The 25,445-nt window shown below is 61.5% G+C and carries 26 protein-coding genes; 15 read left to right on the top strand and 11 right to left on the bottom strand.

Annotated features, from left to right (window positions below; all coding sequences use genetic code 11):
* Positions 1–39: 39 nt before the first annotated feature.
* The 7 genes from nagE to ACHPFG_RS25870 all read right to left on the bottom strand — a co-directional run bounded on the left by nagE (position 40) and on the right by ACHPFG_RS25870 (position 8,544).
* Positions 40–1,746, bottom strand: coding sequence for an N-acetylglucosamine-specific PTS transporter subunit IIBC (nagE, locus tag ACHPFG_RS25900; RefSeq protein ID WP_431700794.1), 1,707 nt, complete (start codon positions 1,744–1,746; stop codon positions 40–42).
* 26 nt (positions 1,747–1,772) lie between these two features.
* Positions 1,773–4,283, bottom strand: coding sequence for a phosphoenolpyruvate--protein phosphotransferase (gene ptsP / locus ACHPFG_RS25895; RefSeq protein ID WP_431700793.1), 2,511 nt, complete (start codon positions 4,281–4,283; stop codon positions 1,773–1,775).
* 29 nt (positions 4,284–4,312) lie between these two features.
* Positions 4,313–5,323: an SIS domain-containing protein gene (locus ACHPFG_RS25890; RefSeq protein ID WP_431703523.1), complete on the bottom strand. Its 1,011-nt coding sequence runs from the start codon at positions 5,321–5,323 to the stop codon at positions 4,313–4,315.
* Positions 5,316–6,422: an N-acetylglucosamine-6-phosphate deacetylase gene (nagA, locus tag ACHPFG_RS25885; RefSeq protein ID WP_431700792.1), complete on the bottom strand. Its 1,107-nt coding sequence runs from the start codon at positions 6,420–6,422 to the stop codon at positions 5,316–5,318. Before nagA ends, ACHPFG_RS25890 begins: the two co-directional genes overlap by 8 nt.
* Positions 6,423–6,432: 10 nt before the next feature.
* Complete coding sequence (locus tag ACHPFG_RS25880; protein WP_131697956.1) at positions 6,433–7,191, bottom strand: GntR family transcriptional regulator; 759 nt, start codon at positions 7,189–7,191, stop codon at positions 6,433–6,435.
* A gap of 263 nt (positions 7,192–7,454) precedes the next feature.
* Positions 7,455–7,958 carry a L,D-transpeptidase family protein gene (locus tag ACHPFG_RS25875; RefSeq protein ID WP_431700791.1) on the bottom strand — a complete coding sequence of 168 codons (504 nt, stop codon included), beginning with the start codon at positions 7,956–7,958 and terminating at the stop codon, positions 7,455–7,457.
* A gap of 37 nt (positions 7,959–7,995) precedes the next feature.
* Positions 7,996–8,544 carry an NUDIX hydrolase gene (locus ACHPFG_RS25870; RefSeq protein ID WP_131697954.1) on the bottom strand — a complete coding sequence of 183 codons (549 nt, stop codon included), beginning with the start codon at positions 8,542–8,544 and terminating at the stop codon, positions 7,996–7,998.
* Between the two features lie 146 nt (positions 8,545–8,690).
* Here ACHPFG_RS25870 and ACHPFG_RS25865 point away from each other — a divergent pair, with 146 nt between their 5' ends.
* The 5 genes from ACHPFG_RS25865 to purT all read left to right on the top strand — a co-directional run bounded on the left by ACHPFG_RS25865 (position 8,691) and on the right by purT (position 11,948).
* Positions 8,691–9,293: a CoA pyrophosphatase gene (locus ACHPFG_RS25865; RefSeq protein ID WP_016971944.1), complete on the top strand. Its 603-nt coding sequence runs from the start codon at positions 8,691–8,693 to the stop codon at positions 9,291–9,293.
* Positions 9,294–9,328: 35 nt separating this feature from the next.
* On the top strand, positions 9,329–9,853 hold the full coding sequence (locus tag ACHPFG_RS25860; protein WP_065939223.1) for a gamma carbonic anhydrase family protein: 525 nt from the start codon (positions 9,329–9,331) through the stop codon (positions 9,851–9,853).
* Positions 9,850–10,065, top strand: a complete 216-nt coding sequence (locus ACHPFG_RS25855) for a DUF1289 domain-containing protein (RefSeq protein ID WP_431700789.1) — start codon at positions 9,850–9,852, stop codon at positions 10,063–10,065. The genes ACHPFG_RS25860 and ACHPFG_RS25855 overlap by 4 nt, the downstream gene beginning before the upstream one ends.
* Positions 10,066–10,229: 164 nt before the next feature.
* Positions 10,230–10,697 carry a VUT family protein gene (locus ACHPFG_RS25850; protein ID WP_053135599.1) on the top strand — a complete coding sequence of 156 codons (468 nt, stop codon included), beginning with the start codon at positions 10,230–10,232 and terminating at the stop codon, positions 10,695–10,697.
* 69 nt (positions 10,698–10,766) lie between these two features.
* A complete protein-coding gene (purT, locus tag ACHPFG_RS25845; protein WP_145338405.1) occupies positions 10,767–11,948 on the top strand; it encodes a formate-dependent phosphoribosylglycinamide formyltransferase in 1,182 nt (393 codons plus the stop codon).
* Between the two features lie 96 nt (positions 11,949–12,044).
* Here the strand turns inward: purT and ACHPFG_RS25840 are convergent, their stop codons facing one another.
* The 3 genes from ACHPFG_RS25840 to ACHPFG_RS25830 form a co-directional block, all read right to left on the bottom strand.
* Complete coding sequence (locus tag ACHPFG_RS25840; RefSeq protein WP_431700788.1) at positions 12,045–13,355, bottom strand: MFS transporter; 1,311 nt, start codon at positions 13,353–13,355, stop codon at positions 12,045–12,047.
* Positions 13,356–13,650: 295 nt separating this feature from the next.
* The gene (locus tag ACHPFG_RS25835) at positions 13,651–14,889 is read right to left on the bottom strand and encodes a transporter associated domain-containing protein (RefSeq protein ID WP_431700787.1); all 1,239 of its coding nucleotides are present in this window, start codon (positions 14,887–14,889) and stop codon (positions 13,651–13,653) included.
* Between the two features lie 12 nt (positions 14,890–14,901).
* On the bottom strand, positions 14,902–15,714 hold the full coding sequence (locus ACHPFG_RS25830) for a cytochrome C assembly family protein (RefSeq protein ID WP_431700786.1): 813 nt from the start codon (positions 15,712–15,714) through the stop codon (positions 14,902–14,904).
* A 234-nt stretch (positions 15,715–15,948) separates the two neighbouring features.
* Between ACHPFG_RS25830 and ffh the strand changes: the two genes are divergently transcribed.
* The 9 genes from ffh (at position 15,949) to thrC (ending at position 24,379) form a co-directional block, all read left to right on the top strand.
* Positions 15,949–17,325, top strand: coding sequence for a signal recognition particle protein (gene ffh / locus ACHPFG_RS25825; RefSeq protein WP_010207982.1), 1,377 nt, complete (start codon positions 15,949–15,951; stop codon positions 17,323–17,325).
* Between the two features lie 250 nt (positions 17,326–17,575).
* Positions 17,576–17,827 (top strand): 30S ribosomal protein S16, encoded by a 252-nt coding sequence (gene rpsP, locus ACHPFG_RS25820; protein ID WP_003238923.1) that lies wholly within the window; start codon positions 17,576–17,578, stop codon positions 17,825–17,827.
* A gap of 5 nt (positions 17,828–17,832) precedes the next feature.
* On the top strand, positions 17,833–18,369 hold the full coding sequence (gene rimM, locus ACHPFG_RS25815; protein ID WP_408012369.1) for a ribosome maturation factor RimM: 537 nt from the start codon (positions 17,833–17,835) through the stop codon (positions 18,367–18,369).
* A complete protein-coding gene (trmD, locus tag ACHPFG_RS25810; RefSeq protein WP_184743990.1) occupies positions 18,351–19,124 on the top strand; it encodes a tRNA (guanosine(37)-N1)-methyltransferase TrmD in 774 nt (257 codons plus the stop codon). Before rimM ends, trmD begins: the two co-directional genes overlap by 19 nt.
* Before the next feature lie 45 nt (positions 19,125–19,169).
* Positions 19,170–19,520, top strand: coding sequence for a 50S ribosomal protein L19 (gene rplS / locus ACHPFG_RS25805; protein WP_003175895.1), 351 nt, complete (start codon positions 19,170–19,172; stop codon positions 19,518–19,520).
* A 178-nt stretch (positions 19,521–19,698) separates the two neighbouring features.
* A complete protein-coding gene (gene xerD, locus ACHPFG_RS25800; protein ID WP_131697949.1) occupies positions 19,699–20,595 on the top strand; it encodes a site-specific tyrosine recombinase XerD in 897 nt (298 codons plus the stop codon).
* 141 nt (positions 20,596–20,736) lie between these two features.
* Positions 20,737–21,468, top strand: coding sequence for a thioredoxin fold domain-containing protein (locus ACHPFG_RS25795; protein WP_431700785.1), 732 nt, complete (start codon positions 20,737–20,739; stop codon positions 21,466–21,468).
* 129 nt (positions 21,469–21,597) lie between these two features.
* Positions 21,598–22,902, top strand: coding sequence for a homoserine dehydrogenase (locus ACHPFG_RS25790; protein ID WP_027605461.1), 1,305 nt, complete (start codon positions 21,598–21,600; stop codon positions 22,900–22,902).
* 67 nt (positions 22,903–22,969) lie between these two features.
* The gene (thrC, locus tag ACHPFG_RS25785) at positions 22,970–24,379 is read left to right on the top strand and encodes a threonine synthase (protein ID WP_027605462.1); all 1,410 of its coding nucleotides are present in this window, start codon (positions 22,970–22,972) and stop codon (positions 24,377–24,379) included.
* An 81-nt stretch (positions 24,380–24,460) separates the two neighbouring features.
* Here the strand turns inward: thrC and ACHPFG_RS25780 are convergent, their stop codons facing one another.
* Complete coding sequence (locus tag ACHPFG_RS25780; RefSeq protein WP_122541847.1) at positions 24,461–24,682, bottom strand: hypothetical protein; 222 nt, start codon at positions 24,680–24,682, stop codon at positions 24,461–24,463.
* Between the two features lie 316 nt (positions 24,683–24,998).
* Here ACHPFG_RS25780 and ACHPFG_RS25775 point away from each other — a divergent pair, with 316 nt between their 5' ends.
* On the top strand, positions 24,999–25,283 hold the full coding sequence (locus ACHPFG_RS25775; RefSeq protein ID WP_431700784.1) for a DUF3509 domain-containing protein: 285 nt from the start codon (positions 24,999–25,001) through the stop codon (positions 25,281–25,283).
* The last annotated feature ends 162 nt before the right edge of the window (positions 25,284–25,445 follow it).

Raw genomic sequence — 25,445 nt, 5'->3', positions numbered from 1 at the left:
TGGGCCTGCCCGCGATTGGTCAGTACGGTCACCGCAGCTCTATACCCTGGCGCCTACGTCACGGCCACTGACCAAGCGCTCCAGTGCTTCTCCCAATCCCGACGCCTTGTCACCCATCACCAGGTGCCAGACCCCGCTGTCCAGCTGGCTCATACCCTGGCAACCCAACGCCGACAGTTGAGCTTGGGACACCACCGAATCATCGCCCAACTCCACCCGCAGCCGCGTCATCGCCACCGCTTCCAGCCGGCGCACATTCCCCCGACCGCCCAGCGCGCTCAGCCATTGTTCGGCCTCCTGCACATTCACCGCAGCCGGCTTATCCACAGGCACAGCCGCTACGGGTGCAGAGGCTACAAACGATGGCATCGCCAACCGAATTTCATCGGCAATGCTGTCCGCCAGCGGCCCGACCACCACCTGCAAACTCCCCCCATTGCCAGGCCGCACCACGGCCATCGCACCCAGGGCTTTCAATTCGGCATCCACGGCTTTGTTGCGGTCGACCATGTCCAACCGCAGGCGCGTGGTGCAGGCGCCCACACTGAGCAAGTTGGCCGCACCGCCCAAGGCCCGGATGTAAGCCGTGGCGCGCTGGTTATCACTCATCGCTTCGGCCTTCGCCACCTGGATATCCTCACGGCCCGGGGTTTTCAGGTTGAAACGGCGGATGCAGTAACTGAAGACGCTGTAGTAGATCGCGGCATACGCCAGGCCCACCGGGATCACCAGCCAGCCGTTGGTGGACTTGCCCCAGCCCAGCACCATGTCGATAAACCCACCGGAGAAGGTAAAGCCCAGGTGGATATTCAACATATTGGTCACCGCCATCGACAGGCCGGTGAGCAGCGCGTGGATCAGGTACAGGAACGGTGCGAGGAACATGAACGCGAATTCAATCGGCTCGGTGACCCCGGTCAGGAACGACGTCAGGGCCATCGACAGGAAGATCCCGCCCATCACCTTGCGCCGCTCCGGCAGGGCGTTGCGGTACATCGCCAGGCACGCGGCGGGCAGGCCGAACAGCATCACCGGGAACATGCCGGTCATGAACTGGCCGCCTTTCGGGTCGCCGGCAAAGTAGCGGGTCAGGTCGCCGGTGACGACGGCGCCGGTGACCGGGTCGGTGAAGGTACCGAACACGAACCACGCCATATTGTTGAGGATATGGTGCAAGCCGGTGACGATCAGCAGGCGGTTGAACACGCCAAACACGAACGCGCCGAAGCTGCCACTTTCCATCAGCAACACGCCGAAGCTATTGATGCCGTGCTGGATCGGCGGCCAGATCAGGCCAAAGATCACCCCCAGCGCAACGGCCGAAAACCCGGTGACAATCGGCACAAACCGCCGCCCACCGAAGAACGCCAGGTATTCCGGCAGCTTGATGTCCTTGAAGCGGTTATACAGCGCACCGGCCATCAGGCCGCTGGCGATACCGGCGAGCATGCCCATGTTGATGCTGCTGTCCATCACCTTGAGGGTGGAGACCATTACCAGGTAACCAATCGCACCGGCCAGCCCGGCCGTACCGTTGTTGTCGCGGGCAAAGCCCACGGCGATGCCGATGGCGAAGATCAGTGCCAGGTTGGCGAAGATCGCCTGGCCGGCATCGTGCATCACCGCGATGTTCAACAGGTCGGTGTCACCCAATCGCAGCAGCAGGCCGGCAATCGGCAAGATGGCGATGGGCAGCATCAGCGCGCGGCCCAGGCGTTGCAGCCCTTCGATGAATAATTGGTGCATGGCGGGTCTCCTTTTTCTTGTTGTTGTCAGCTCAGCGGCCAGTGGTGTTGACAGGCTTGGCGAACCGCCTTGGCGCTGCTGAGGTCAAGCAGGCCTCGGCTGAGTTGCCGGCATTGCGCCGCGTCCAGGTGACGGACGCGGTCCTTGATTTCTGCGATCTGCGGCGGGCTCACCGACAGTTCGCTGACCCCCAGGCCGACCAGCACCGGCGTGGCCAGCGGATCGGACGCCAGGGCGCCGCACACGCCGACCCAACGCCCGTGTTTGGCTGCGCCGGCACAGGTCTGGGCGATCAGCCGCAACAGCGCCGGGTGCAGCGCATCGACACGCGCGGCGAGGCCGGCGTGGTCGCGGTCCATGGCCAAGGTGTACTGGGACAGATCGTTGGTGCCGATGGACAGGAAGTCCGCGTGCTCGGCCAACTGCTCGGCCATCAGCGCCGCGGCGGGCACTTCGATCATCACCCCCAGCTCGGGGCGTTGGGTCAGTTCCAGCTCTGCACATAACTCATCCAGGCGCTGGCGAATCTGCAGCAGTTCGTCGACTTCGCTGACCATCGGCAGCAGGATGCGGCAGCGCGCCAACGGCGAAACTCGCAGCAGCGCCCGCAGTTGCTGGTCGAGCAGTTCCGGACGTACCTGGGCCATGCGGATGCCGCGCAGGCCCAGCACCGGGTTGGCTTCGGCGGGCAGCGGCAGGTAGTCGAGTTGCTTGTCGCCACCGACGTCGATGGTGCGGATGATCACCGACTTGTCGCCCATGGCGTCCAGCACGGCTTGATAAGCGTGGCATTGTTCCTCCTCATCCGGCGCGGTGCGGCGGTCGACGAAGAGGAATTCGGTGCGCAGCAGGCCGACGCCATCGGCGCCGTTCTCAAACGCTATGTGCGCCTCGGCACTCGACGCAACATTGGCGGCCACTTTGATGCCCACGCCATCGCGGGTCAGGGCCGGCGATTGGGCCTGGGCCTGTTGATGCTGGCGGCGCAGTTTTTGTGCGTCACGCAACTGGTGTACTTCGGCATGGCGCGCCTCGCTGGGGGCCAGCTCCAGGCGGCCGTTGACGGCGTCGAGCACCACGCGCTGGCCTTGCGGTACAGCGAGCACTTCAGCACCCAGGGCGACCACGCAAGGCAAGCCCTTGCCCCGGGCCAGGATCGCCACATGGGAGGTGGCGCCGCCTTCGGCCATGCAGATCCCGGCAGTCTGTTGCGCGCTCAGTTGCAGCAAATCCGAAGGGGTCAGTTCATGGGCACTGACAATCGCCCCCGCAGGCAACTCGAAATGCCAGGCTTCGCCCAACAGTGCGCGCAGCACCCGTTGTTGCAGATCGCGCAGGTCGTTGGCGCGTTCGGCGAACAGCGGCTTGCCCAGGGCCAGCAATACCGCGCACTGCGCCTGGATTGCATCGCGCCAGGCGTGGGTGGCGGCGCTGCCGTGTTCGATGGCGTCGGTGGCGGCCCCCAGCAGGGCCGGGTCTTCGAGCAGGGCGAGGTGGGCGGCGAAGATATCTTCTTCTTCGACGGCCTTGCGTTGGCGAGCCTGGTCCAGGGTGCTGCGGATCTCACCGCGCACCTGCTCCAGGGCTGCGTCCAGGCGTTGCAGTTGTTCGTCGGTGACGTGATTGCCGGGGTCTGACGGCAACTCGATACCCGCCAGCCGGAACAACGGCCCGCAGACCAGGCCCGGCGCCGCACACACGCCCTGCAACACATCTGCCTCAGTAGTTGCCCGGCGTGGCATGGCGACGACCGGTGCGTGGTGTTCTTGCTTAACCGCGACGGACAAGGCCGCGACCAGCGCCTGCAGCGCGGCCTCGGCGTCCTTGCCGCGACAGGTCACGCGCACCTCGTCGCCTTCGCCAATGCCCAGCCCCATCAGGCCGATCAGGCTGTCGCAAGCGGCCGACTTGGCGCCGAAGTGCACCTTTGCCTGGCTGCTGAAACCCTGGGCGGTCTTGCGGATCAGCGCCGCCGGTCGTGCGTGCAGGCCGCCACGGTGAGTCACGCGCACGCTGGCGCTGGCTTCGGCGACGACGTTATCCACAGCCGTTTGCAGCGGCGCGGTTGCGCGCGGCACGACCTGCAACAGCGGTTCGCCCAGCTTGACGGTTTTCGCGGCAAACGGGCGCAGTTCAAAGTGTTCGCCATTGGTGAGGATGATCAGGCTGATCAGGCTTTTGCACTGGCGGGCGATACGGTCCAGGTCAAAGCGCACCAGCGCCTGCCCATTGCGGACCCGGGCGCCTTCCTTGATCAGCAGGGCAAACCCTTCGCCATTCAATTCGACCGTGTCGATGCCGATGTGCAGCAACACTTCGGCGCCATTGTCGGCACGAATCGTCAAGGCGTGGCCGGTGCGGGCGACATGGATGATTACGCCATCACACGGCGCATGCAGGCAATCGTTGAGCGGGTCGATAGCCATGCCGTCGCCCATGGCGCCGCTGGCGAACACGTCGTCAGGCACGCTGCCCAGGGCCAGTAACGGCCCGCTTAGGGGCGCGTTGAGGGTTAATTCATTATTGTTGTAGGACATGGGCACGGTACTCATCAGGAAAGCGCGACTCAGTGAGTGCGGGTAACTTTGCTCAGGTGGCGCGGCTGGTCCGGGTCCATGCCTCGGGCGACGGACAGGCCGGCCGCCATGACGTAGAAACTCTGGATCGCCAGGATCGGATCCAGGCTCGGGTGTTCGGCGCGGCTCAGGGTCAGGTCGCGTTCGGCGATATCGTCCGGCGCGGCGAGCAGCACGCGGGCACCGCGTTGGCGCATATCGGCGGCCAGGCTCAACAAGCCGGCTTGCTCGGCGCCCCGTGGTGCGAAGACCAGCAGCGGGTAGTCCGCGCCGATCAAGGCCATCGGCCCGTGGCGCACCTCGGCGCTGCTGAAGGCTTCGGCCTGGATCGCCGAGGTTTCCTTGAGCTTGAGCGCTGCTTCCTGGGCGATGGCAAAACCGGCGCCACGGCCGATCACCATCAGTTGCTGGCAGCCACGCAGCGCCTCGATGGCGTGCGTCCAGTCCTGCCCGGCGGCCTCACGCAGGCCAGCGGGCAGGGCCTGGCAGGCTTGCAGCAAGTCGGGCTCCTGGTTCCAGTGGCCGATCAGCAGCGCGCTGGCGCTGAGGGTGGCGATAAAGCTCTTGGTCGCTGCGACGCTGAGTTCCGGCCCGGCGCACAGGGGCACATGGAATTCGCAGGCGGCTTCCAGTGGCGAGTCTTCGGCGTTGACCAGCGAGATGCTCAAGGCGCCACGCTTGCGCAGCAGGCGCAGGCTGTTGACCAGGTCCGGGCTTTGCCCCGACTGGGAGAAACCGAACGCTACCTGGCCGCTGACTTTCATTGGCGCTTGCAACAAGGTCACCACCGACATCGGTAACGACGCCACCGGGATGCCGACATGCTGCATGGCCAGGTAGGCGAAGTAGCTGGCGGCGTGGTCCGAGCTGCCCCGCGCAATGGTCATCGCCACTTGTGGCGGCTGGCGGCGCAGGCGGCCGGCGACTTCTTCCAGCAACGGTTCCAGGCGTTGCAGTTGCGCCGCGACGGCGTCACAGGAGGCCAAGGCCTCTTCAAGCATCTTTGAAGACAATGGTTTCTCCTTCGACCATGACGTCGGTGAGGTGCAGGGAGCGGTCCAGGCGCACGCAGTCGGCGAAGCTGCCGGGTTGCAGGCGACCGCGTTGTTCCAGGCCCAGGTAGTCCGCCGGAAATTGCGACAGGCGTTGTGAGGCTTCGCTGATGGGCAGGCCGATTTTCACCAGGTTGCGCAGCGCCTGATCCATGGTCAGGGTGCTGCCGGCCAGGGTGCCGTCGGCCAGGCGCACGCCGCCCAGGCATTTGGTCACGGTGTGGCTGCCCAGCTTGTACTCGCCGTCGGGCATGCCGGCGGCGGCGGTGGAGTCGGTGACGCAGTACAGGCACGGGATCGCGCGCAGGGCCACGCGCATGGCGCCGGGGTGCACGTGGAGCAAATCCGGGATCAACTCGGCGTACTTGGCATGGGCCAGCGCGGCGCCGACGATGCCCGGTTCGCGGTGATGCAACGGGCTCATGGCGTTGTACAAATGGGTGAAGCTGGTGGCGCCGGCAGCGAGGGCGGCGACGCCTTCTTCATAGCTGCCCAGGGTGTGGCCGATCTGCATACGCACGCCGCGCTCGCTGAGGGCGCGGATCAGGGCGTCGTGGCCGGCGATTTCCGGGGCGATGGTGATCACCCGGATCGGCGCCAGGCGCAGGTAGGCTTCGACTTCGGCCATCAATGCGGTATGAGCGAAGTTGGGTTGCGCGCCGAGTTTTCCCGGATTGATGTAGGGGCCTTCCAGGTGCACGCCGAGTACCCGGGCGCTGCCTGCAGGACGCTGTTCGCAGAAGCGGCCGAGTTGGCCCAGCACGCTGGAGATTTCCTCCACCGGGGCAGTCATGGTGGTGGCCAGCAGCGACGTGGTGCCGAAGCGCACGTGGGTGCGAGTGATGGTCTCGAAGGCGTCGGCGCCTTCCATGATGTCTTTACCGCCGCCGCCGTGGACGTGCAGGTCGATAAAACCCGGCAGCAGGTACGGCAAGTCATTTTCAGCCGGATCGCAAGGCTCGCCTTCAATGGCGATGACCTTGCCGTGCTGGTGCACCAGGCGGCCGCGCATCCAGCCGTGGGGCGTGAGGATATTGTCTTCGGACATGGGCAGTTCTCTAAGGCCGCAACTCGGCGGCAAAGTCATAGCGGCGAAGCTCTGCGACAAAGTCGTAGTAGTCGTTGCGGCAGTAGGTGTCGGTGATTTCGATCGGCGTGTTGTCGGCGGTGTAGCCGACCCGGGTCATCAGCAGCATGGCGGTGCCGGGGGCGATGCCCACCAGCTTGGCGAATTCATCCGAGGCGTTGATCGCCTGGATGTGTTGCAGGGCGCGAACGATGGGTTTGCCGATGCCTTCCAGGTATTCGTACAGCGAATTGCCGATGGCTTGCGGCTGCGGCAGTACCGAGGCGGGCATGGCGGTCATCTCGATCGCCATCACGGTGTCATCGGCCTTACGCAGGCGTTTGAGGCGCGCGACCTTGTCGTTCGGCGACAGGCACAGGCGGATCAGTTCTTCATGGGTCGGCGGGGTGATGTCACGTTCCAGCCATTGGGAACTGGGCACAAAGCCCTTGAGGCGCAACATCTCGCTGAACCCCGACAGGCGCGACAGCGGCTGCTCCAGGCGTGGCGTGATAAAGGTGCCGGAGCCCTGACTGCGGCGGATCAGGCCTTGGGCAAACAACACTTCCAACGCTTTACGGGCGGTGACCCGCGAAATGCTCAGCTGCTCGCTGAGGGCACGTTCCGAGGGCAGGGCCTGTTCGGATTTCCACTGGCCGGCATGGATCGCCGCTTCCAGGTTGCGGGCCAATTGCAGGTACAGCGGTGTGGATTGCTTGTCGTCGGGACGCAGCGTCAGGATAGGGTTCATCTATGGGGGTTTCCGATGCGGTTATTGGAGTGTTGTCGCCCGGTATTGGCCGGAAGCTAATACCACTTAAATACCATGTCAATGCTTCCAAAACGGTGCATGTACCGGTTTAAGGGCACCTTAACGGTGCCTGGTATCAAGTGGTATTAGAGAGGTCTTTATCGCGCGCAGAGGTGCGCAGCCCGCGCGGTGAATTGGTATTCACCGGCAGGGGCTGCCGAGGGCAGGAATCTTTTTTGATTTATTTTACGAGCGGTTCAACGTCAGGGCCGAATCTCGATCAGCGTGCCGTCCTTGACCAGGTTCCAGACTTCGCGCATGTCGACGTTGCGCATGCCGATGCAGCCGTCCGTCCAGTCCAGGGTGTGAAACCACTGCTCCGGGTACTCTTCGGTGTCGGGCGTGCCGTGGATCATGATCATGCTGCCGGGCTTCACCCCTTCGCGGCGGGCGCGGGCGGCATCGCTGATATTCGGGTAGGAGATGTGCATGGACAGGTAGTAGCGGTCGCTGGTCTTGCGCCAGTCGATCCAGTACAGGCCTTCCGGTGTGCGGCGGTCGCCTTCGATCAACTTGTGGCCCTTAGGGTTTTTGCCCAGGGAAATCCGGTAGGTCTTGAGGGGCTTGCCGTCGTTGATCAACTGCAATTGGTGGGCGGACTTGAGCACCAGGACTTTTTCGACCGTCTTGCCACCCAGGGTTTCCACGGTAGAGGCTGACGACAGCGTGGCGAACGACAGGCAGATCAGAGCAAGCAACCAACGCATTAAAACGGTATCCCTGTGGCGACGAGCGGCCGAATGGTTATTGGGCGGGCTTGGAAAGAGGTGGCACGGCTTCGCTGCGCACCGGGAACGACTGCTGGCGGCGGTCGGCGAAAAAGTATTCTAGGGTACGCCCGACCGTGCGGAAAGCCAGCTCGGACCAAGGGATGTCAGCCTCGTCGAACAGCTGCACTTCGAGGCTTTCGGGGCCTGCGGCGAAGTCCAGGTCGACCAGTTCGGCACGGTAGAAGATATGCACCTGGCTGATGTGCGGCACATCAATCAGGGTGTAGATGCTCAGGTTGCGTACGTGGGCGCAGGCTTCTTCCAGGGTTTCGCGCATGGCGGCCTGTTCCACGGTCTCGCCGTTTTCCATAAAACCTGCGGGCAGGGTCCAGTAACCCAGGCGCGGCTCGATGGCGCGGCGGCACAGCAGCACCTTATCGCCCCACACCGGCACGGTACCGGCGACGATATTGGGGTTTTGATAGTGAATGGTCGAGCAGTGATCACACACAAAACGCAGGCGGGCGTCGCCGTCGGGAATGCGCTGGGTAACCGGTTTACCGCACTGGCTGCAGAAATTCATGCTGGGGTTCCTGGAAAGTGCGTCTATCTTGGCTTGGCTGGCAGGGCCCTGCAAGTTGTCGTTTAGCGACAGCCCTAAGGTTTTGGGGTTGGGCACCCGGCGGCTTTGGTGCATGATGCAAGGTAGCCAACAGACCGAGATGACTCATGCTGGACGAGCTACTTCGCCGGGTAAGCAACCACACCCCCCACACGCTGGAAACCGACGGGCGTTTCCCCGAGGCCGCGGTACTGGTGCCGATTACCCGCAGTGACGAACCTGAGCTGATCCTGACCCTGCGCGCCAGCGGCCTGTCGACCCATGGTGGCGAAGTGGCCTTTCCCGGCGGGCGCCGCGACCCCGAAGACCCGGACCTGATCTTCACCGCCCTGCGTGAAGCTGAAGAAGAAATCGGCCTGCCCCCCGGCCTGGTGGAAGTCATCGGCCCGCTCAGCCCGCTGATCTCCCTGCACGGCATCCGGGTCACGCCCTATGTGGGGGTGATCCCCGATTACGTCGAATACCTGGCCAACGATGCCGAGATTGCCGCCGTCTTCAGCGTGCCCTTGGATTTTTTCCGACAGGACCCGCGCGAACATACCCACCGAATCGATTACCAGGGCCGCAGTTGGTACGTGCCCAGTTATCGCTTCGGCGAATACAAGATCTGGGGCCTGACGGCAATCATGATCGTCGAGTTGATCAACCTGCTTTATGACGACGCCAAGATCAGCCTGCACCAGCCGCCCAAGAGCTTCATCAATATTTAAGCCGTCGTTTGAACGGCCAGCCGTGAGGGAACACCATGAAATACCGCCTGGGCGATGCCCGCGTCGAGACCCATCCACACAGCTGGGTGGCGCCGAATGCCACGCTGGTGGGCAAGGTCAAGCTGGAGGAGGGCGCCAACGTCTGGTTCAACGCGGTGCTGCGCGGCGACAACGAACTGATCCTGATCGGCAAGAACAGCAACGTGCAGGACGGCAGCGTGATGCATACCGACATGGGCTACCCGCTGACCCTGGGCACCGGCGTTACCATCGGCCATAACGCAATGCTGCACGGCTGCACGGTCGACGATTACAGCCTGATCGGTATCAACGCGGTGATCCTCAACGGCGCCAAGATCGGCAAGCACTGCATTATCGGCGCCAACTCGTTGATCGGCGAAGGCAAGGAAATCCCTGACGGTTCCCTGGTGATGGGCTCGCCGGGCAAAGTGGTACGTGAATTGACTGACGCGCAGAAACGCATGCTCGAAGCCAGCGCCGCACACTATGTGCATAACGCCCAGCGGTATGCGCGTGACCTGGTCGAGCAGGAAGAATGAACCCGATTGAACGCCCCGTCGCCTCGCCGTGCGTGAGCATTTGCGCGCTGGATGACGACGATATTTGCACCGGCTGCCAGCGCAGCGTGGATGAAATCACGCGCTGGAGCCGCATGGACAACGCCGAACGCCGGGTGGTGTTGGGGTTGTGCCATGAGCGGGCGGTGGCGGGAGGGTTGGTGTTTATGGCTTCTGGTAAATCCGGCGCCTGATAGATCGCCATCGGGAGCAAGCCCCCTCCCACACTTAACCGCGTTTGATCTGTAAGAATGCGGTCAAAATGTGGGAGGGGGCTTGCCCCCGATGAGGCCCACCCAGACGACATATTTCCAAATGTGAAGTACCCTGTGCCCCTTGTTCACAGGTCCCTCGCCCCATGCTCTTCCTGATCGCCTACATCAGCAGTGTCGTGCTGATCAACTTCGCCTTCTCCACCGCCCCGCACCTGGACGTCATCTGGTCGGCCTGGGGTGGCCTGGTGTTTATCCTGCGTGACATGGTGCAAACCCGCTTTGGCCACGGTGCGATCATCGCCATGCTGGCGGCGCTGGTGTTGTCATATATCACCTCCGACCCGTCCATCGCCCTGGCCAGCGCCACGGCATTCGCGGTGTCGGAATGCATCGACTGGCTGGTGTTCAGCATCACCAAGCGTCCGCTCCACGACCGCCTGTGGATAAGTTCGGCGCTGAGCATTCCCCTCGACACGTTTATCTTTTTCGGCCTGATCGGCGCACTCACTCCTGCCGTGGTGGGCACGGCCCTGGCGTCGAAGTTCGCCGGGGTCACGGTGGTGTGGCTGATCATGGCCTGGCGTATCCGCAAGCGGGCCGTCGCCAACTGAGGCCAATTTTTACAGTTCATGTAAAATGCCGGCCTTTCTCCCCATGATCCGCTCCCCTGAGGACCTGAGATGACCCGAATCGGAACTCCATTGTCGCCAACCGCGACCCGCGTTTTGCTGTGTGGCTGCGGTGAGCTGGGCAAGGAAGTGGTGATCGAACTGCAACGCCTGGGCGTTGAAGTGATTGCCGTGGATCGCTATGCCAATGCACCGGCCATGCAGGTTGCCCACCGTAGCCATGTGATCAATATGCTCGACGGCGCCGCCCTGCGTGCGGTGATCGAAGCGGAAAAACCTCATTTCATCGTGCCGGAAATCGAAGCCATCGCCACCGCGACCCTGGTGGAGCTGGAGGCCGAAGGCTTCACCGTGATTCCGACCGCCCGCGCCGCGTCGCTGACCATGAACCGCGAAGGTATCCGTCGCCTGGCCGCCGAAGAGCTGGACCTGCCGACCTCGCCGTACCACTTCGCCGACACCTTCGAGGACTACAGCAAGGCTGTCCAGGACCTGGGCTTCCCTTGCGTGGTCAAGCCGGTGATGAGTTCGTCGGGCAAGGGCCAGAGCCTGCTGCGCAGTGCCGACGATGTGCAGAAAGCCTGGGACTACGCCCAGGAAGGCGGGCGTGCCGGTAAAGGCCGGGTGATCATCGAAGGCTTTATCGATTTCGACTATGAAATCACCCTGCTGACCGTGCGTCACATCGGCGGCACCACCTTCTGCGCGCCGGTGGGTCATCGTCAGGAGAAGGGCGACTACCAGGAGTCCTGGCAGCCGCAAGCCATGAGCCCGATTGCCCTGGCCGAGTCCGAGCGTGTGGCCAAGGCAGTGACCGAGGCGTTGGGCGGTCGTGGCCTGTTTGGCGTGGAGCTGTTCATCAAAGGCGATCAGGTGTGGTTCAGCGAAGTGTCGCCGCGCCCCCACGACACCGGCCTGGTGACCCTGATTTCCCAGGACCTGTCGCAGTTTGCCCTGCATGCGCGCGCCATCCTGGGCCTGCCAATCCCGTTGATCCGTCAGTTCGGGCCTTCGGCTTCGGCGGTGATTCTGGTGGAAGGGCAGTCGACCCAGACCGCATTCGCCAACCTCGGCGCCGCCTTGAGCGAGCCGGACACGGCGTTGCGTCTGTTTGGTAAGCCAGAAGTGAATGGCCAGCGCCGCATGGGCGTGGCGTTGGCGCGGGATGAGTCGATTGAAGCGGCTCGGGCCAAGGCGACCCGTGCGTCCCAAGCGGTTGTTGTAGAGCTCTAAAAGCATCGGGGACAAGCCCCCTCCCACACTTGACCGCGTTTAATCTGTAGGAATGCGGTCAAAATGTGGGAGGGGGCTACCCCCGATAGCTGTTAATCAAGCAACCCTGTTCAAATCGTTATCCCGCGTTTCTTTCAGGCACAGCACAGCAATCAAGCTGAGCAACGCTGCCGCCGACACATACCCGCCGACATAACTCAGCCCACCCATCGCCACCAGCTTGGTCGCGAAGAACGGTGCGGCCGAAGCGCCCACAATCCCACCCAGGTTATACGCCGCCGAAGCCCCGGTATAACGCACGCGAGTCGGGAATAATTCTGGCAACAGCGCACCCATCGGCGCGAAGGTCACGCCCATCAGGAACAGCTCCAAGGCCAAAAACAGTGCTACGGCCCAGGTCGAACCGTGGGTCAACAGCGGTTCCATGGTAAAGCCCGACAGAATCGCCAGGACTGCGCCGACGATCAGCACCGGCTTGCGCCCGTAGCGATCACTGGCCAGCGCCGCCAGCGGTGTGGCCAGGCCCATGAACAGCACTGCAAAGCACAGCAACCCAAGGAACGTCTCGCGGCTGTAGCCCAGCGTCGAAACGCCGTAGCTCAGGGAAAAGGCCGTGGTGATGTAGAACAGCGCATAGCACACCACCATCGACGCGGCGCCCAGCAGGACCGGCAACCAATGCTGGCTGAACAGCTCCATCAGCGGCACTTTCACCGGGGCTTCCTTCGCCACGGCATTGGCGAACACCGGGGTTTCATGCAGTTTCAGGCGTGCATACAGGCCGACCATCACCAAGGCTGCGCTGAGAATGAACGGGATACGCCAGCCCCAACTGCGGAACTGCTCGTCATTCAGGCTCATCGCCAGGATCAGGAACAAACCGTTGGCCGCCAGGAATCCGATCGACGGGCCCAGTTGCGGGAACATGCCGAACCAGGCGCGCTTACCTTTCGGCGCGTTCTCGGTGGCCAGCAACGCTGCACCTCCCCATTCCCCGCCAAGCCCCAGGCCTTGGCCGAAACGCAGCACGCACAACAGGATCGGCGCCCAGGCACCGATGCTGTCATAGCCGGGCAGCAAGCCGATCAGCGTCGTGCACACGCCCATCAGCAGCAGCGAGGCAACTAGGGTCGACTTGCGGCCGATGCGATCGCCAAAGTGGCCGAACAGCGCTGAGCCCAGTGGGCGGGCGATAAAGGCGATGCCGAAGGTCAGGAACGACGCCAGCATCTGCGCGGTACCGGAGGTCTGCGGGAAGAACACCGGCCCGATCACCAGCGCGGCAGCCGTGGCGTAGATATAGAAGTCGTAGAACTCGATGGCGGTGCCGACGATGCTCGCGGTGGCGACACGTGCGGTCGAGTTGGTCGGGGCGGCGGGCGCGGCCTCGTTATAGGTGGTGCTCATGGAGGTATCCCTGACGGTCGTTGCGCGTTTGGACGCGGATTATTATTGGGTCGAACACCCTTGGATCAGGGCAGTGCTCGGGGCGGCTCGGGATGGGAGCGGACACCGGTCGGACATGGTAAAGCGGTGCCTGGACGCGCTGAGTGCGGGTAGCACGCGGTCGGGCGGGGGCTTGGGTAAGCCGCAGGGATTATAGGAAGGGGTTTGGAATTACAACAAGTGACTGGAGCGCCGCAAATCAAAATGTGGGAGGAGGCTTGCCCGCTCCCACACTGGATTGTGGTTTATCAGGAAGTTATGCGGCTACTGGCACGTGGCTGGTATGCCAGATCAGCACCTTGCTGACGCGGTTGTCCTCGGTCTCAAGGATTTCCAGGCGGTAGCGGCCGATCTTCAGGCACACCGCACAATCCGGAATGGTCTCCAGTGCTTCGGTCACCAGGCCGTTGAGGGTCTTGGGGCCGTCGCTGGGCAGGTGCCAGCCCAGGCTCTTGTTCAATTCGCGGATCGAAGCGGCGCCGTCGATGATATAGCGGCCATCCGGCTGCGCTTCGATATGCGGGTTGTCCGCACTTTGCTCGTTTTCGAATTCGCCGACGATTTCTTCGAGAATATCTTCCAGGGTGACGATACCCAGTACTTCGCCGTATTCATCCACCACCATGCCCAGGCGTCGCTGCTGTTTGTGGAAGTTCAGCAGTTGCAGTTGCAGGGGCGTGCTTTCGGGGACGAAGTAGGGTTCGTAGGAAGCGTCCAGCAGGGCTTCCTTGGTCAGGCTGGCGTCCGGCAGCAGGTGCTGGATCAGCCGGGTGTTCAGTACGGCTTCAACCTGGTTGATGTCACTGTGGAACACCGGCAGGCGAGTGCGCGAGGAGGTGCGCAATTGCTCGATGATTTCTTCGATCGAGTCATCCAGGTTGATACCGTCCACTTCGCTGCGGGGCACCAGGATGTCATTGACGGTGATGTTGTCCAGGGCGTGGATGCCCGGCATGCCAGTGCTGCGGCCGTCGTCGGCCTCGGGCTGCGGTTCATCGTCGTGGCCGGGCTGTGGCTCATCGCTGTTTTTCACCACGCCGGGCTTTCGGGCAAACGGGCGCAGCAGCAACAGGCTGATGCCATTGAGCAGCCAGGCGGCGGGATAGAGGATTTTCAATGGCACGCCCAGCAGCGTGTTGCCGAAGCCCAGCACCGCCTGCGGATGACGGGTTGCCAGGGCGCGTGGCAGGTAGTCGGCCAGGATCAGCAGAACGGCGCAGGAGATCAGCCAGCCGAGCCACGGGCCGTTCTGTGCCCAGGCATAAATCGCCAGCAGGGTGCAGAGGATTACCACGGCCGCACGGCACAGGCTGTTGCAGAGGATCAGGCTGTGGCGCGGGAAACTCAGGCGGGCGGCAGCCTTGTCGCCCTGGCGTGTACCGGGGCGCAGGGCCAGCAGGTGTTGTTGTGCGGCTTCGATGGCGGTAAACAGCGCCGCCCATAACACCAGCAAGGCGATTACCGCGAGCATCGGCCCCAGGGGCAAGTTGTCCATTTTTGCTGCCCGTCAGATATGCAGGATGTATTCGCGAACCAGCTTGCTGCCGAAATAGGCCAGCATCAGCAGGCAGAAACCGGCCAGGGTCCAGCGAATCGCTTTGTGCCCGCGCCAGCCAAGACGGTTGCGGCCCCACAGCAATACGCTGAACACCACCCAGGCCAGGCACGCCAGCAGGGTCTTGTGCACCAGGTGCTGGGCAAACAGGTTTTCGACGAACAGCCAACCGGAAATCAGCGACAGCGACAGCAGCGTCCAGCCGGCCCACAGGAAACCGAACAACAGGCTTTCCATGGTTTGCAGCGGCGGGAAGTTCTTGATCAGCCCGGAAGGGTGCTTGTGCTTGAGCTGGTGGTCCTGCAACAGCAGGAGCAAGGCCTGGAACACCGCGATGGTGAACATGCCGTAGGCCAGGATCGACAGCAGGATATGGGCGAGGATGCCTGGCTCCTCGTCGATCACCTGCACCGTGCCGGTGGGGGCGAACTGCGCGAGCAGCACCGTCAGCACGCCCAATGGGAAGAGCAGGACCAGCAGGTTCTCGACAGGAATCCGATAACAGGCCATCAGCGTCAGCGCAATGACCGCCGCCGCGATCAGGCTGGCGGCGCTGAAGAAGTCCAGGCCAAGGCCAACCGGCGTCATCAGGTGGGTGAACAGGCTCGCGGCATGGGCCAGCAGGGCGAGGACGCCCAGGCCGACCAGCAGGCGTTTGTCCGCCTTGGCGCCTTTGGCCAGACGAGTGCTCTGATAGAGGGTCGCAGCGGCATACACGATGGCGGCGGCGAGGCTGGGTAGCAAACTGGGTGACAAGGGGAGCATAAATCCTGATAGGCAAGCCCGAAAGGCGCTGAGTTTGGCATACACCTGCGTTCCACGAAAGACTCCAGGGCCAGACAGCGGGTGTGCATGGGCGCAGTCTTCGCTATAATCCGCGACCTGCCCACGCCGCAGGCTCGCCGAGCGCTGTTTTTAATAGCGATTTACCACAGCCTGGGCCGCCATTACCTCGGTCTACCAATGCATTTCGATGAATAGGGCCTGAAAGGATCGCGCATGTTTGAAAACCTGACTGACCGTCTCTCGCAGACGCTGCGCCACGTAACCGGCAAGGCCAAGCTGACCGAGGACAATATTAAAGACACCCTGCGCGAAGTGCGCATGGCGTTGCTGGAAGCCGACGTCGCCTTGCCTGTGGTCAAGGACTTCGTCAACTCGGTCAAGGAGCGCGCGGTCGGCACTGAAGTGTCCCGCAGTCTGACTCCGGGCCAGGCCTTTGTGAAGATCGTCCAGGCCGAACTCGAAAGCCTGATGGGCGCGGCCAACGAAGACCTGAACCTCAGCGCCGTGCCACCGGCCGTCGTGTTGATGGCCGGCCTGCAAGGTGCGGGTAAGACCACCACCGCCGGCAAGCTGGCGCGCTTCCTTAAAGAGCGCAAGAAGAAGTCCGTGATGGTGGTGTCGGCTGACGTGTACCGTCCGGCGGCCATCAAGCAGTTGGAAATGCTCGCGGGCGAAGTGGGTGTGACCTTCTTCCCGTCCGACCTGAGCCAGAAGCCGGTCGACATCGCCAACGCCGCTATTAAAGAAGCAAAACTGAAATTCATCGACGTGGTCATCGTCGATACCGCCGGTCGCCTGCACATCGATGAAGAGATGATGGGCGAGATCAAGGCGCTGCATGCCGCGATCAATCCGGTCGAGACGTTGTTCGTGGTCGACGCCATGACCGGCCAGGATGCGGCCAATACCGCCAAGGCCTTCGGCGACGCACTGCCGCTGACCGGCGTGATCCTCACCAAGGTCGACGGCGACGCCCGTGGCGGTGCCGCGCTGTCGGTGCGTGCCATCACCGGCAAGCCGATCAAGTTCATCGGTATGGGCGAGAAGAGCGACGCGCTCGAACCGTTCCACCCTGAGCGTATCGCCTCGCGTATCCTCGGCATGGGTGATGTGCTCAGCCTGATCGAACAGGCCGAAGCCACCCTCGACAAGGACAAGGCCGATAAACTGGCCAAGAAGCTGAAGAAGGGCAAGGGCTTCGACCTCGAAGACTTCCGCGACCAACTGCAACAAATGAAGAACATGGGCGGCCTCGGCGGCCTGATGGACAAGCTGCCGAACATCGGCGGTGTGAACCTGGCGCAAATGGGCAATGCCCAGGGCGCGGCAGAGAAGCAGTTCAAGCAGATGGAAGCCATCATTAACTCCATGACCCCGGCCGAGCGCCGCGACCCTGAGCTGATCAGTGGTTCGCGCAAGCGTCGGATCGCCATGGGTTCCGGCACCCAGGTGCAGGACATCGGTCGCTTGATCAAGCAGCACAAGCAGATGCAGAAAATGATGAAGAAATTCTCCGCCAAGGGCGGAATGGCCAAGATGATGCGCGGCATGGGCGGTATGTTGCCCGGCGGTGGCATGCCGAAAATGTAAAGAATTCGAGCGGGAGTTCACTCCTGCTCCGACCCACAGGGATGTGGGATCCCCAGCAAACCCGCCGTTGGCGGGGGCTGACCTGCCGTTTTAACCGACGGCTCTCTAGCAGATCTGAATGGCACGCTGATAGGCGCCAGAAAAAGACATTTGCAAAAGTCCGGATATTCCTTAGAATATGCGGCCTTTCGGGCACCTATGCCCGCTGTGCATTTAGATTTGCAGCACCGACTACAGGAACGATGTTCACATGCTAACAATCCGTCTTGCCCTTGGCGGCTCCAAAAAGCGCCCGTTTTACCACTTGACCGTAACTGACAGCCGCAACCCACGTGACGGCTCTCACAAGGAACAAGTAGGTTTCTTCAACCCGATCGCTCGTGGTCAAGAAGTCCGCCTGTCCGTGAACCAAGAGCGCGTAGCCTACTGGCTGAGCGTTGGTGCACAACCGTCTGAGCGTGTTGCCAAGTTGTTGAAGGACTCGGCTAAGGCCGCAGCCTGAGCAATATGAACGCGACGCCAACTGTTGCTGATGATTTGATCGTTATTGGCAAGATTTATTCTGTTCATGGCGTTCGCGGCGAAGTGAAGGTGTATTCCTTTACTGATCCGACTGAAAACCTGTTGCAGTACAAAACCTGGACGCTCAAGCGCGAAGGTAGTGTGAAGCAGGTCGAGCTGGTCAGTGGACGCGGGAGCGATAAGTTCCTGGTCGCAAAGCTCAAGGGTCTTGATGATCGTGAAGAAGCTCGTCTTCTGGCCGGTTATGAGATCTGCGTGCCGCGCAACCTGTTCCCTGAATTGACCGATGGCGAGTACTACTGGTACCAGCTGGAAGGTCTGAAGGTTATTGATCAACTCGGGCAATTGTTCGGGAAAATCGATCATCTTCTGGAAACCGGCGCCAATGATGTAATGGTGGTCAAGCCTTGCGCTGGCAGCCTGGATGATCGCGAACGCCTGTTGCCCTATACCGAGCAATGCGTGTTGGCTGTCGACCTGGAAGCGGGCGAGATGAAGGTGGAATGGGACGCGGACTTCTAAGCGTGGCTAATTTGCGCATTGAAGTGATCAGTTTGTTTCCCGAGATGTTTTCCGCCATCAGCGAGTACGGTATCACCAGTCGGGCGGTGAAACAGGGGCTGTTGCAGCTTACCTGTTGGAACCCGCGAGACTACACGACGGATCGACATCACACTGTGGACGATCGCCCATTTGGCGGTGGCCCGGGCATGGTGATGAAGATCAAGCCCCTGGAAGACGCGTTGGCTCAGGCCAAGGTCGCTGCCGGGGAGAAGGCGAAGGTTATTTACCTGTCCCCTCAAGGCCGCCAGCTGAAACAGGCTGGGGTCCGCGAACTGGCGAATGAGGAAGCACTGATCCTGATTGCCGGTCGCTATGAAGGCATTGACGAGCGTTTTATTGATGCTCATGTCGATGAAGAGTGGTCGATTGGGGACTATGTCCTGTCTGGCGGCGAGCTGCCGGCGATGGTCCTGATAGATGCGGTTACACGACTGCTGCCTGGAGCTTTAGGGCATGCGGACTCCGCGGAGGAAGATTCCTTCACGGACGGTTTGCTGGATTGCCCGCACTACACCCGACCGGAGGTGTATGCGGATCAGCGTGTTCCCGACGTATTGCTAAGTGGCAATCACGCACACATCCGGCGTTGGCGTTTACAGCAGTCCCTTGGTCGGACCTATGAACGACGCGCCGATCTTCTGGAAAGCCGCTCGCTTTCTGGAGAAGAGAAGAAGCTGCTCGAGGAATACATCCTCGCGCGGGACGATAGTTAACAACGTATCGATGGTAGGTCCATTGACTTACCTTAGGAGCACAGCATGACTAACAAAATCATCCTTGCACTCGAAGCAGAGCAGATGACCAAAGAGATCCCTACCTTTGCCCCAGGCGACACCATTGTCGTCCAGGTGAAAGTGAAGGAAGGCGACCGTTCGCGTCTGCAAGCGTTCGAAGGCGTGGTAATCGCCAAGCGTAACCGTGGTGTGAACAGTGCTTTCACTGTTCGTAAAATCTCCAACGGTGTTGGCGTAGAGCGTACTTTCCAGACCTACAGCCCGCAAATCGACAGCATGGCCGTTAAGCGTCGCGGTGACGTACGTAAAGCCAAGCTGTACTACCTGCGTGACCTGTCCGGTAAAGCAGCTCGCATCAAGGAAAAACTGGCTTAAGTCCAGCTTCCCGATGCAGAAAAAAGCAGCCTACGGGCTGCTTTTTTGTGCCCGCGATTTGAGCTGCCTTTGGCGGAAAATGCGGCCTGCTGCGACGGTTCATACCTTCAAGCGTGTGTACATGGCTGGCCTGCGATAGGATCTACCCGATACCCGCACTTTCCTTACCTGAGCCCTCATGCCTGCCATTGACCACCCCCTGATCGACCGCTTCCTCGACGCCCTCTGGCTGGAAAAAGGCCTGTCAGACAACACCCGCCAGGCCTACCGCAGCGACCTGGCGCTGTTCAACGGCTGGTTGCAGGAGAAACACCTGGAACTGATCAATGCCGGCCGCGAGCTGATCCTCGATCACCTGGCCTGGCGTTTGGAGCAGAACTACAAACCCCGTTCCACTGCGCGGTTTCTCTCCGGTGTGCGTGGTTTTTATCGCTATTTGCTGAGGGAGAAACTGATCGCCCTCGATCCAACCCTGCAAATCGATATGCCGCAACTGGGTAGGCCTTTACCCAAATCACTGTCGGAAGCCGACGTCGATGCCTTGCTTGCTGCGCCCGACCTCAGCGAAGCCATCGGCCAGCGTGACCGCGCGATGCTGGAAGTGTTGTATGCCTGCGGCCTGCGGGTCACGGAGCTGATCAGCCTGACACTCGAGCAAGTCAATCTGCGCCAGGGGGTGCTGCGGGTAATGGGCAAGGGCAGCAAGGAGCGGCTGGTGCCAATGGGCGAGGAAGCAATTGTGTGGGTCGAGCGCTATATGCGCGATGCCCGTAGCGAGCTGCTTGGCGGGCGGCCAAGCGATGTGCTGTTTCCCAGTCAGCGTGGCGAGCAGATGACCCGCCAGACGTTCTGGCATCGCATCAAGCACCAGGCCAAGGTGGCGGGGATCGGCAAGAGCCTGTCGCCCCACACCTTGCGCCATGCATTCGCCACCCATTTGCTCAACCACGGCGCGGATTTGCGCGTGGTGCAAATGCTGCTCGGGCACAGTGACTTATCCACCACCCAGATCTATACCCACGTGGCGCGTGCGCGCTTGCAGGAAATGCATGCCAAGCACCACCCGCGAGGCTGAAAACCGCCAATTTATCCCGCCACGGGCTGCCCTGCGGCCCAACTGTGGTAGGCTTTGCCGGTTAGCAAAGGGACGGCCCGCACCCGTGTTTGCGTATCGGCGTGCCTGCGCCCGTCCCTGCATCTGCCTTCAGGAGTTTCCATGCGCTTGACCCAGATTATTGCCGCCGCAGCCATTGCGTTGGTTTCCACCTTTACCGTCGCCGATGACGCTGCTGAGCAGACCATCCGCAAGAGCCTGGCCAACCTGCAGCTCGACACCCCGATCGAAAGCATCAGCGCCAGCCCGATGGCCGGCCTGTATGAAGTCAAGCTCAAGGGCAGCCGTGTGCTGTACGCCAGTGCAGACGGTCAGTACATCGTTCAGGGCTACCTGTTCCAGCTCAAGGACGGCAAGCCGGTCAACCTGACCGAGAAGGCCGAGCGCCTGGGTGTATCCAAGCTGATCAACGGCATCCCGGTGGCGGAAACCGTGGTTTACCCAGCTATCGGCGAAACGAAGACCCATATCACCGTGTTCACCGACACCACCTGCCCGTACTGCCATAAGCTGCATGCCGAAGTGCCTGCGCTGAACAAGCTGGGTGTTGAAGTACGCTACGTAGCGTTCCCGCGCCAGGGCCTGGGTTCGCCGGGCGACGAGCAGTTGCAGGCCGTATGGTGCTCGGCCGACAAGAAAGCGGCCATGGACAAGATGGTCGATGGCAAGGAAATCAAGGCCGCCAAGTGCGCCAACCCGGTGTCGAAGCAGTTTGCCCTGGGCCAGTCCATCGGCGTCAACGGTACACCGGCCATCGTTTTGGCTGACGGCCAGGTGATTCCGGGCTACCAGCCGGCACCACAAGTTGCCAAACTGGCGCTGAGTGCCAAATAAACCAGCATCGTCGAACCTTTGACGATCATGGCCCGCGGATAAGTCGACGGGCTATTAATTGAAAGCCGCAGTTGTGCGGCTGTTTTCCACGGCCGACCTAGCGTCGGCCGTTTCATGGGGAGTTCTTCAGTGAAACCGGTCAAAGTAGGCATTTGTGGGTTAGGGACCGTCGGTGGCGGCACCTTCAACGTACTTCAGCGTAATGCTGAAGAAATTTCCCGCCGTGCAGGGCGTGGGATTGAAGTGGCGCAAATTGCCACGCGTTCGCCAAAGCCTCAGTTCCAAACGACCGGTATTGCGATTACCAACGATGTCTTCGCCGTGGCCACCAACCCTGAAATCGATATCGTCATCGAGCTGGTGGGCGGTTACACCGTGGCCCGCGAGCTGGTGCTCAAGGCTATCGAAAACGGCAAGCACGTGGTCACCGCCAACAAGGCGCTGATTGCCGTGCACGGCAACGAGATCTTCGCCAAGGCCCGCGAGAAGGGCGTGATCGTCGCGTTCGAAGCTGCGGTTGCCGGTGGTATCCCGGTGATCAAGGCGATCCGTGAAGGCCTGTCCGCCAACCGCATCAATTGGGTAGCCGGTATCATCAACGGCACCGGTAACTTCATCCTCACCGAAATGCGCGAGAAGGGCCGTACCTTCGAAGACGTGCTGGCCGAAGCCCAGGCCCTGGGTTACGCCGAAGCCGACCCGACATTCGACGTGGAAGGCATCGACGCGGCGCACAAGCTGACCATCCTGGCGTCCATCGCCTTTGGTATCCCGTTGCAGTTCGACAAGGCCTACACCGAAGGCATCACCAAGCTGACCACTGCCGACGTGAACTACGCCGAAGCCCTGGGCTACCGCATCAAGCACCTCGGTGTCGCGCGTAGCACTCCGGCGGGTATCGAGTTGCGTGTGCATCCGACGCTGATCCCGGCCGACCGCCTGATCGCCAACGTCAATGGCGTGATGAACGCCGTGATGGTCAACGGTGATGCCGCCGGTTCCACCCTGTTCTACGGCGCCGGTGCCGGCATGGAGCCGACCGCTTCGTCGGTGATCGCCGATCTGGTGGACGTGGTTCGCGCTATGACCAGCGACCCGGAAAATCGCGTGCCGCACCTGGCCTTCCAGCCGGATTCGCTGTCGGCCCACCCGATCCTGCCGATCGAGGCCTGCGAAAGCGCCTACTACCTGCGCATCCAGGCCAAGGATCACCCAGGCGTATTGGCCCAGGTGGCCAGCATCCTGTCGGAGCGCGGTATCAACATCGAGTCGATCATGCAGAAGGAAGTCGAGGAGCAGAACGGCCAGGTGCCGATGATCCTGCTGACCCACCGCGTGCTCGAGCAGCACATCAACGATGCCATCACTGCTCTGGAGGCCTTGCAAGGCGTCGTGGGCCCGGTGGTGCGGATTCGCGTCGAACACCTGAACTAACCGATCTGTTCCAGAGGCCCCGCGTGTGCGGCGGCCTCTGTTCGAGAATGTTTTAGAGGAGCCAGTCATGCGTTACATCAGCACCCGCGGCCAGGCACCGGCCCTGAATTTCGAAGACGTCTTGCTGGCAGGCCTTGCCACCGACGGCGGCCTGTACGTGCCGGAAAACCTGCCACGCTTTACCCAGGAAGAAATCGCTTCGTGGGCCGGCCTGCCGTACCACGAACTGGCGTTCCGGGTGATGCGCCCGTTCGTCACCGGCAGCATCCCCGATGCGGATTTCAAAAAGATTCTGGAAGAGACGTACGGCGTGTTTTCCCACAGCGCCATCGCCCCTTTGCGCCAGCTCAACGGCAACGAATGGGTGCTCGAGCTGTTCCATGGCCCGACCCTGGCGTTCAAGGACTTCGCCCTGCAACTGCTGGGTCGTCTGCTGGACTACGTGCTGGAGAAGCGCGGCGAGCGCGTGGTGATCATCGGCGCGACCTCGGGTGATACCGGTTCGGCCGCCATCGAAGGCTGCAAGCACTGCGAAAACGTCGACATCTTCATCCTGCACCCGCACAAGCGTGTGTCGGAAGTGCAGCGCCGCCAGATGACCACCATCTTCGGTGAGAACATCCACAACATCGCCATCGAAGGCAACTTCGATGACTGCCAGGAAATGGTCAAGAACAGCTTCGCCGACCAGGGCTTCCTCAAAGGCACGCGACTGGTGGCGGTGAACTCGATCAACTGGGCGCGGATCATGGCCCAGATCGTCTACTACTTCCACGCCTCGCTGCAATTGGGCGGCCCGGCGCGCTCGGTGTCGTTCTCGGTGCCGACCGGCAATTTCGGCGACATCTTCGCCGGCTACCTGGCCCGTAACATGGGCCTGCCGATCAACCAGTTGATCGTTGCCACCAACCGCAACGACATCCTGCACCGCTTCATGAGCGGCAACCAGTACGTCAAGGAAACCCTGCACGCCACCCTGTCGCCGTCCATGGACATCATGGTGTCGTCGAACTTCGAGCGTCTGCTGTTCGACATGCACGGTCGCAACGGCGCAGCCATTGCCGGCTTGATGGACACCTTCAAGAGCGGCGGCGGTTTCAGCGTTGATGAAGAGCGCTGGACCGAAACCCGCAAGCTGTTCGACTCCCTGGCCGTGGACGACGCGCAGACCTGCGAAACCATCGCCGAAGTCTACGCCCAGACCGGCGAGTTGCTCGACCCGCACACCGCCATTGGGGTGAAGGCCGCCCGCGAATGCCGTCGCAGCCTGGATATCCCGATGGTGATCCTCGGCACCGCCCATCCAGTGAAATTCCCGGAAGCGGTGGAGAAGGCTGGCGTTGGCAAGGCGCTGGAGCTGCCGGTGCACCTGACAGACCTGTTCGAGCGTGAAGAGCGTTGCACGGTGCTGCCGAATGACTTGAAGGCGATGCAGGCGTTTGTCAGCCAGCATGGCAACCGTGGTAAGCCTTTGTAAGGCAAATCACGAAGACAAAAACGCCGCTTTCCCTTCCTTGGGTCAGCGGCGTTTTTTGTTTCTGGCAGGCCCGGTCTCGCGTTACGAGAATAGTTTCTGCGCGACCACTATGACCGTGCCCACGGCGGCATAGAAGCCTGTCGCGATAGCCACCGGGTACCAGAAAGTCTCACAGGTTATCTTCAGGGATTCTTTGTTGAGTTTGTTTTGCTCTGCGTTCATACGTGCTATTTCAGCAAAAATACGTGATACCTCGGCGTGCATTCTGTCTGTCGACGTTTGTTGCTCATTTTGTTCCGCCATCGATATTTATCCTTCGCAATAAGGGCCTGTTGACATGCGCTTTTATCTGCATAGCAGCGTAACCAGCGCTCACCGAGTATAGGATTCACTTCCGGCCTCAGCGCCTGGCAAACCCCCAAAAACAGCAGCCCATTGCGTGAGCATTTATGTGCCGCCGTTTTTTGCCTGTCATGTTGCAAGCGCATGCTGGAAACGTCATCCCCCGACAACCCCACATAAACGAAAAAGCGAACTTTCCTACGTCACAACCAGTCACTTAGGATAGATGCAGCTCCCGTTTACAAGAATGTTTGCGAACTATTGAGTGGTGATCGAGATGGAAAGTATCAGCCTATTGCTCGAAGAAGCACTGAGCCCTTATCAGGTGACGTTGACCACCGCAGGTGTGCAGGAAGAGTGCCTGGTAACCGTGAAGAACCCCGCCGGCGCGATCATGGTCGAGCGTGAAGTCGACCGGGCGCAATTGCTCGATAAGCGCCTATTGGTGGATGTGGTGGATTGCCTGCTGCGTGACCTCAAGATCGCTGAAGGACGCCTGGAGCCCTCGGTCATCGCGGCCTTGCGCAGCGCTGCCCAGACCCGCAGCGCTGCCGTTGCATGAAGAATTGTTTATAGATGGAAACTTCCCACGTCATGGCCGGTCAGATTTCGTAACAGCAAGAGCAAACATTGTGCTCCGGTGTTTGTGCCTTGTTGTACTGGTCTTTGCAGGCCACGTTTAACCCCGAAGTGTCTCCCCACTCTTCGGGGTTTCTTTTTGCCT

The sequence above is a fragment of the Pseudomonas sp. BR20 genome, from assembly GCF_050780135.1.
Lineage (GTDB): Bacteria > Pseudomonadota > Gammaproteobacteria > Pseudomonadales > Pseudomonadaceae > Aquipseudomonas.
Note: the sequence above shows the minus strand (reverse complement) of the source record. Positions and strands in the feature narration are given on the sequence as shown.

Excerpts from the sequence above, each read along its gene's own strand:
- nagE (WP_431700794.1), bottom strand. The coding sequence starts at position 1,746 with ATGCACCAATTATTCATCGAAGGGCTGCAACGCCTGGGCCGCGCGCTG.
- ptsP (WP_431700793.1), bottom strand. The coding sequence starts at position 4,283 with ATGTCCTACAACAATAATGAATTAACCCTCAACGCGCCCCTAAGCGGG.
- ACHPFG_RS25890 (WP_431703523.1), bottom strand. The coding sequence starts at position 5,323 with ATGCTTGAAGAGGCCTTGGCCTCCTGTGACGCCGTCGCGGCGCAACTG.
- nagA (WP_431700792.1), bottom strand. The coding sequence starts at position 6,422 with ATGTCCGAAGACAATATCCTCACGCCCCACGGCTGGATGCGCGGCCGC.
- ACHPFG_RS25880 (WP_131697956.1), bottom strand. The coding sequence starts at position 7,191 with ATGAACCCTATCCTGACGCTGCGTCCCGACGACAAGCAATCCACACCG.
- ACHPFG_RS25875 (WP_431700791.1), bottom strand. The coding sequence starts at position 7,958 with ATGCGTTGGTTGCTTGCTCTGATCTGCCTGTCGTTCGCCACGCTGTCG.
- ACHPFG_RS25870 (WP_131697954.1), bottom strand. The coding sequence starts at position 8,544 with ATGAATTTCTGCAGCCAGTGCGGTAAACCGGTTACCCAGCGCATTCCC.
- ACHPFG_RS25865 (WP_016971944.1), top strand. The coding sequence starts at position 8,691 with ATGCTGGACGAGCTACTTCGCCGGGTAAGCAACCACACCCCCCACACG.
- ACHPFG_RS25860 (WP_065939223.1), top strand. The coding sequence starts at position 9,329 with ATGAAATACCGCCTGGGCGATGCCCGCGTCGAGACCCATCCACACAGC.
- ACHPFG_RS25855 (WP_431700789.1), top strand. The coding sequence starts at position 9,850 with ATGAACCCGATTGAACGCCCCGTCGCCTCGCCGTGCGTGAGCATTTGC.
- ACHPFG_RS25850 (WP_053135599.1), top strand. The coding sequence starts at position 10,230 with ATGCTCTTCCTGATCGCCTACATCAGCAGTGTCGTGCTGATCAACTTC.
- purT (WP_145338405.1), top strand. The coding sequence starts at position 10,767 with ATGACCCGAATCGGAACTCCATTGTCGCCAACCGCGACCCGCGTTTTG.
- ACHPFG_RS25840 (WP_431700788.1), bottom strand. The coding sequence starts at position 13,355 with ATGAGCACCACCTATAACGAGGCCGCGCCCGCCGCCCCGACCAACTCG.
- ACHPFG_RS25835 (WP_431700787.1), bottom strand. The coding sequence starts at position 14,889 with ATGGACAACTTGCCCCTGGGGCCGATGCTCGCGGTAATCGCCTTGCTG.
- ACHPFG_RS25830 (WP_431700786.1), bottom strand. The coding sequence starts at position 15,714 with ATGCTCCCCTTGTCACCCAGTTTGCTACCCAGCCTCGCCGCCGCCATC.
- ffh (WP_010207982.1), top strand. The coding sequence starts at position 15,949 with ATGTTTGAAAACCTGACTGACCGTCTCTCGCAGACGCTGCGCCACGTA.
- rpsP (WP_003238923.1), top strand. The coding sequence starts at position 17,576 with ATGCTAACAATCCGTCTTGCCCTTGGCGGCTCCAAAAAGCGCCCGTTT.
- rimM (WP_408012369.1), top strand. The coding sequence starts at position 17,833 with ATGAACGCGACGCCAACTGTTGCTGATGATTTGATCGTTATTGGCAAG.
- trmD (WP_184743990.1), top strand. The coding sequence starts at position 18,351 with ATGGGACGCGGACTTCTAAGCGTGGCTAATTTGCGCATTGAAGTGATC.
- rplS (WP_003175895.1), top strand. The coding sequence starts at position 19,170 with ATGACTAACAAAATCATCCTTGCACTCGAAGCAGAGCAGATGACCAAA.
- xerD (WP_131697949.1), top strand. The coding sequence starts at position 19,699 with ATGCCTGCCATTGACCACCCCCTGATCGACCGCTTCCTCGACGCCCTC.
- ACHPFG_RS25795 (WP_431700785.1), top strand. The coding sequence starts at position 20,737 with ATGCGCTTGACCCAGATTATTGCCGCCGCAGCCATTGCGTTGGTTTCC.
- thrC (WP_027605462.1), top strand. The coding sequence starts at position 22,970 with ATGCGTTACATCAGCACCCGCGGCCAGGCACCGGCCCTGAATTTCGAA.
- ACHPFG_RS25780 (WP_122541847.1), bottom strand. The coding sequence starts at position 24,682 with ATGGCGGAACAAAATGAGCAACAAACGTCGACAGACAGAATGCACGCC.
- ACHPFG_RS25775 (WP_431700784.1), top strand. The coding sequence starts at position 24,999 with ATGGAAAGTATCAGCCTATTGCTCGAAGAAGCACTGAGCCCTTATCAG.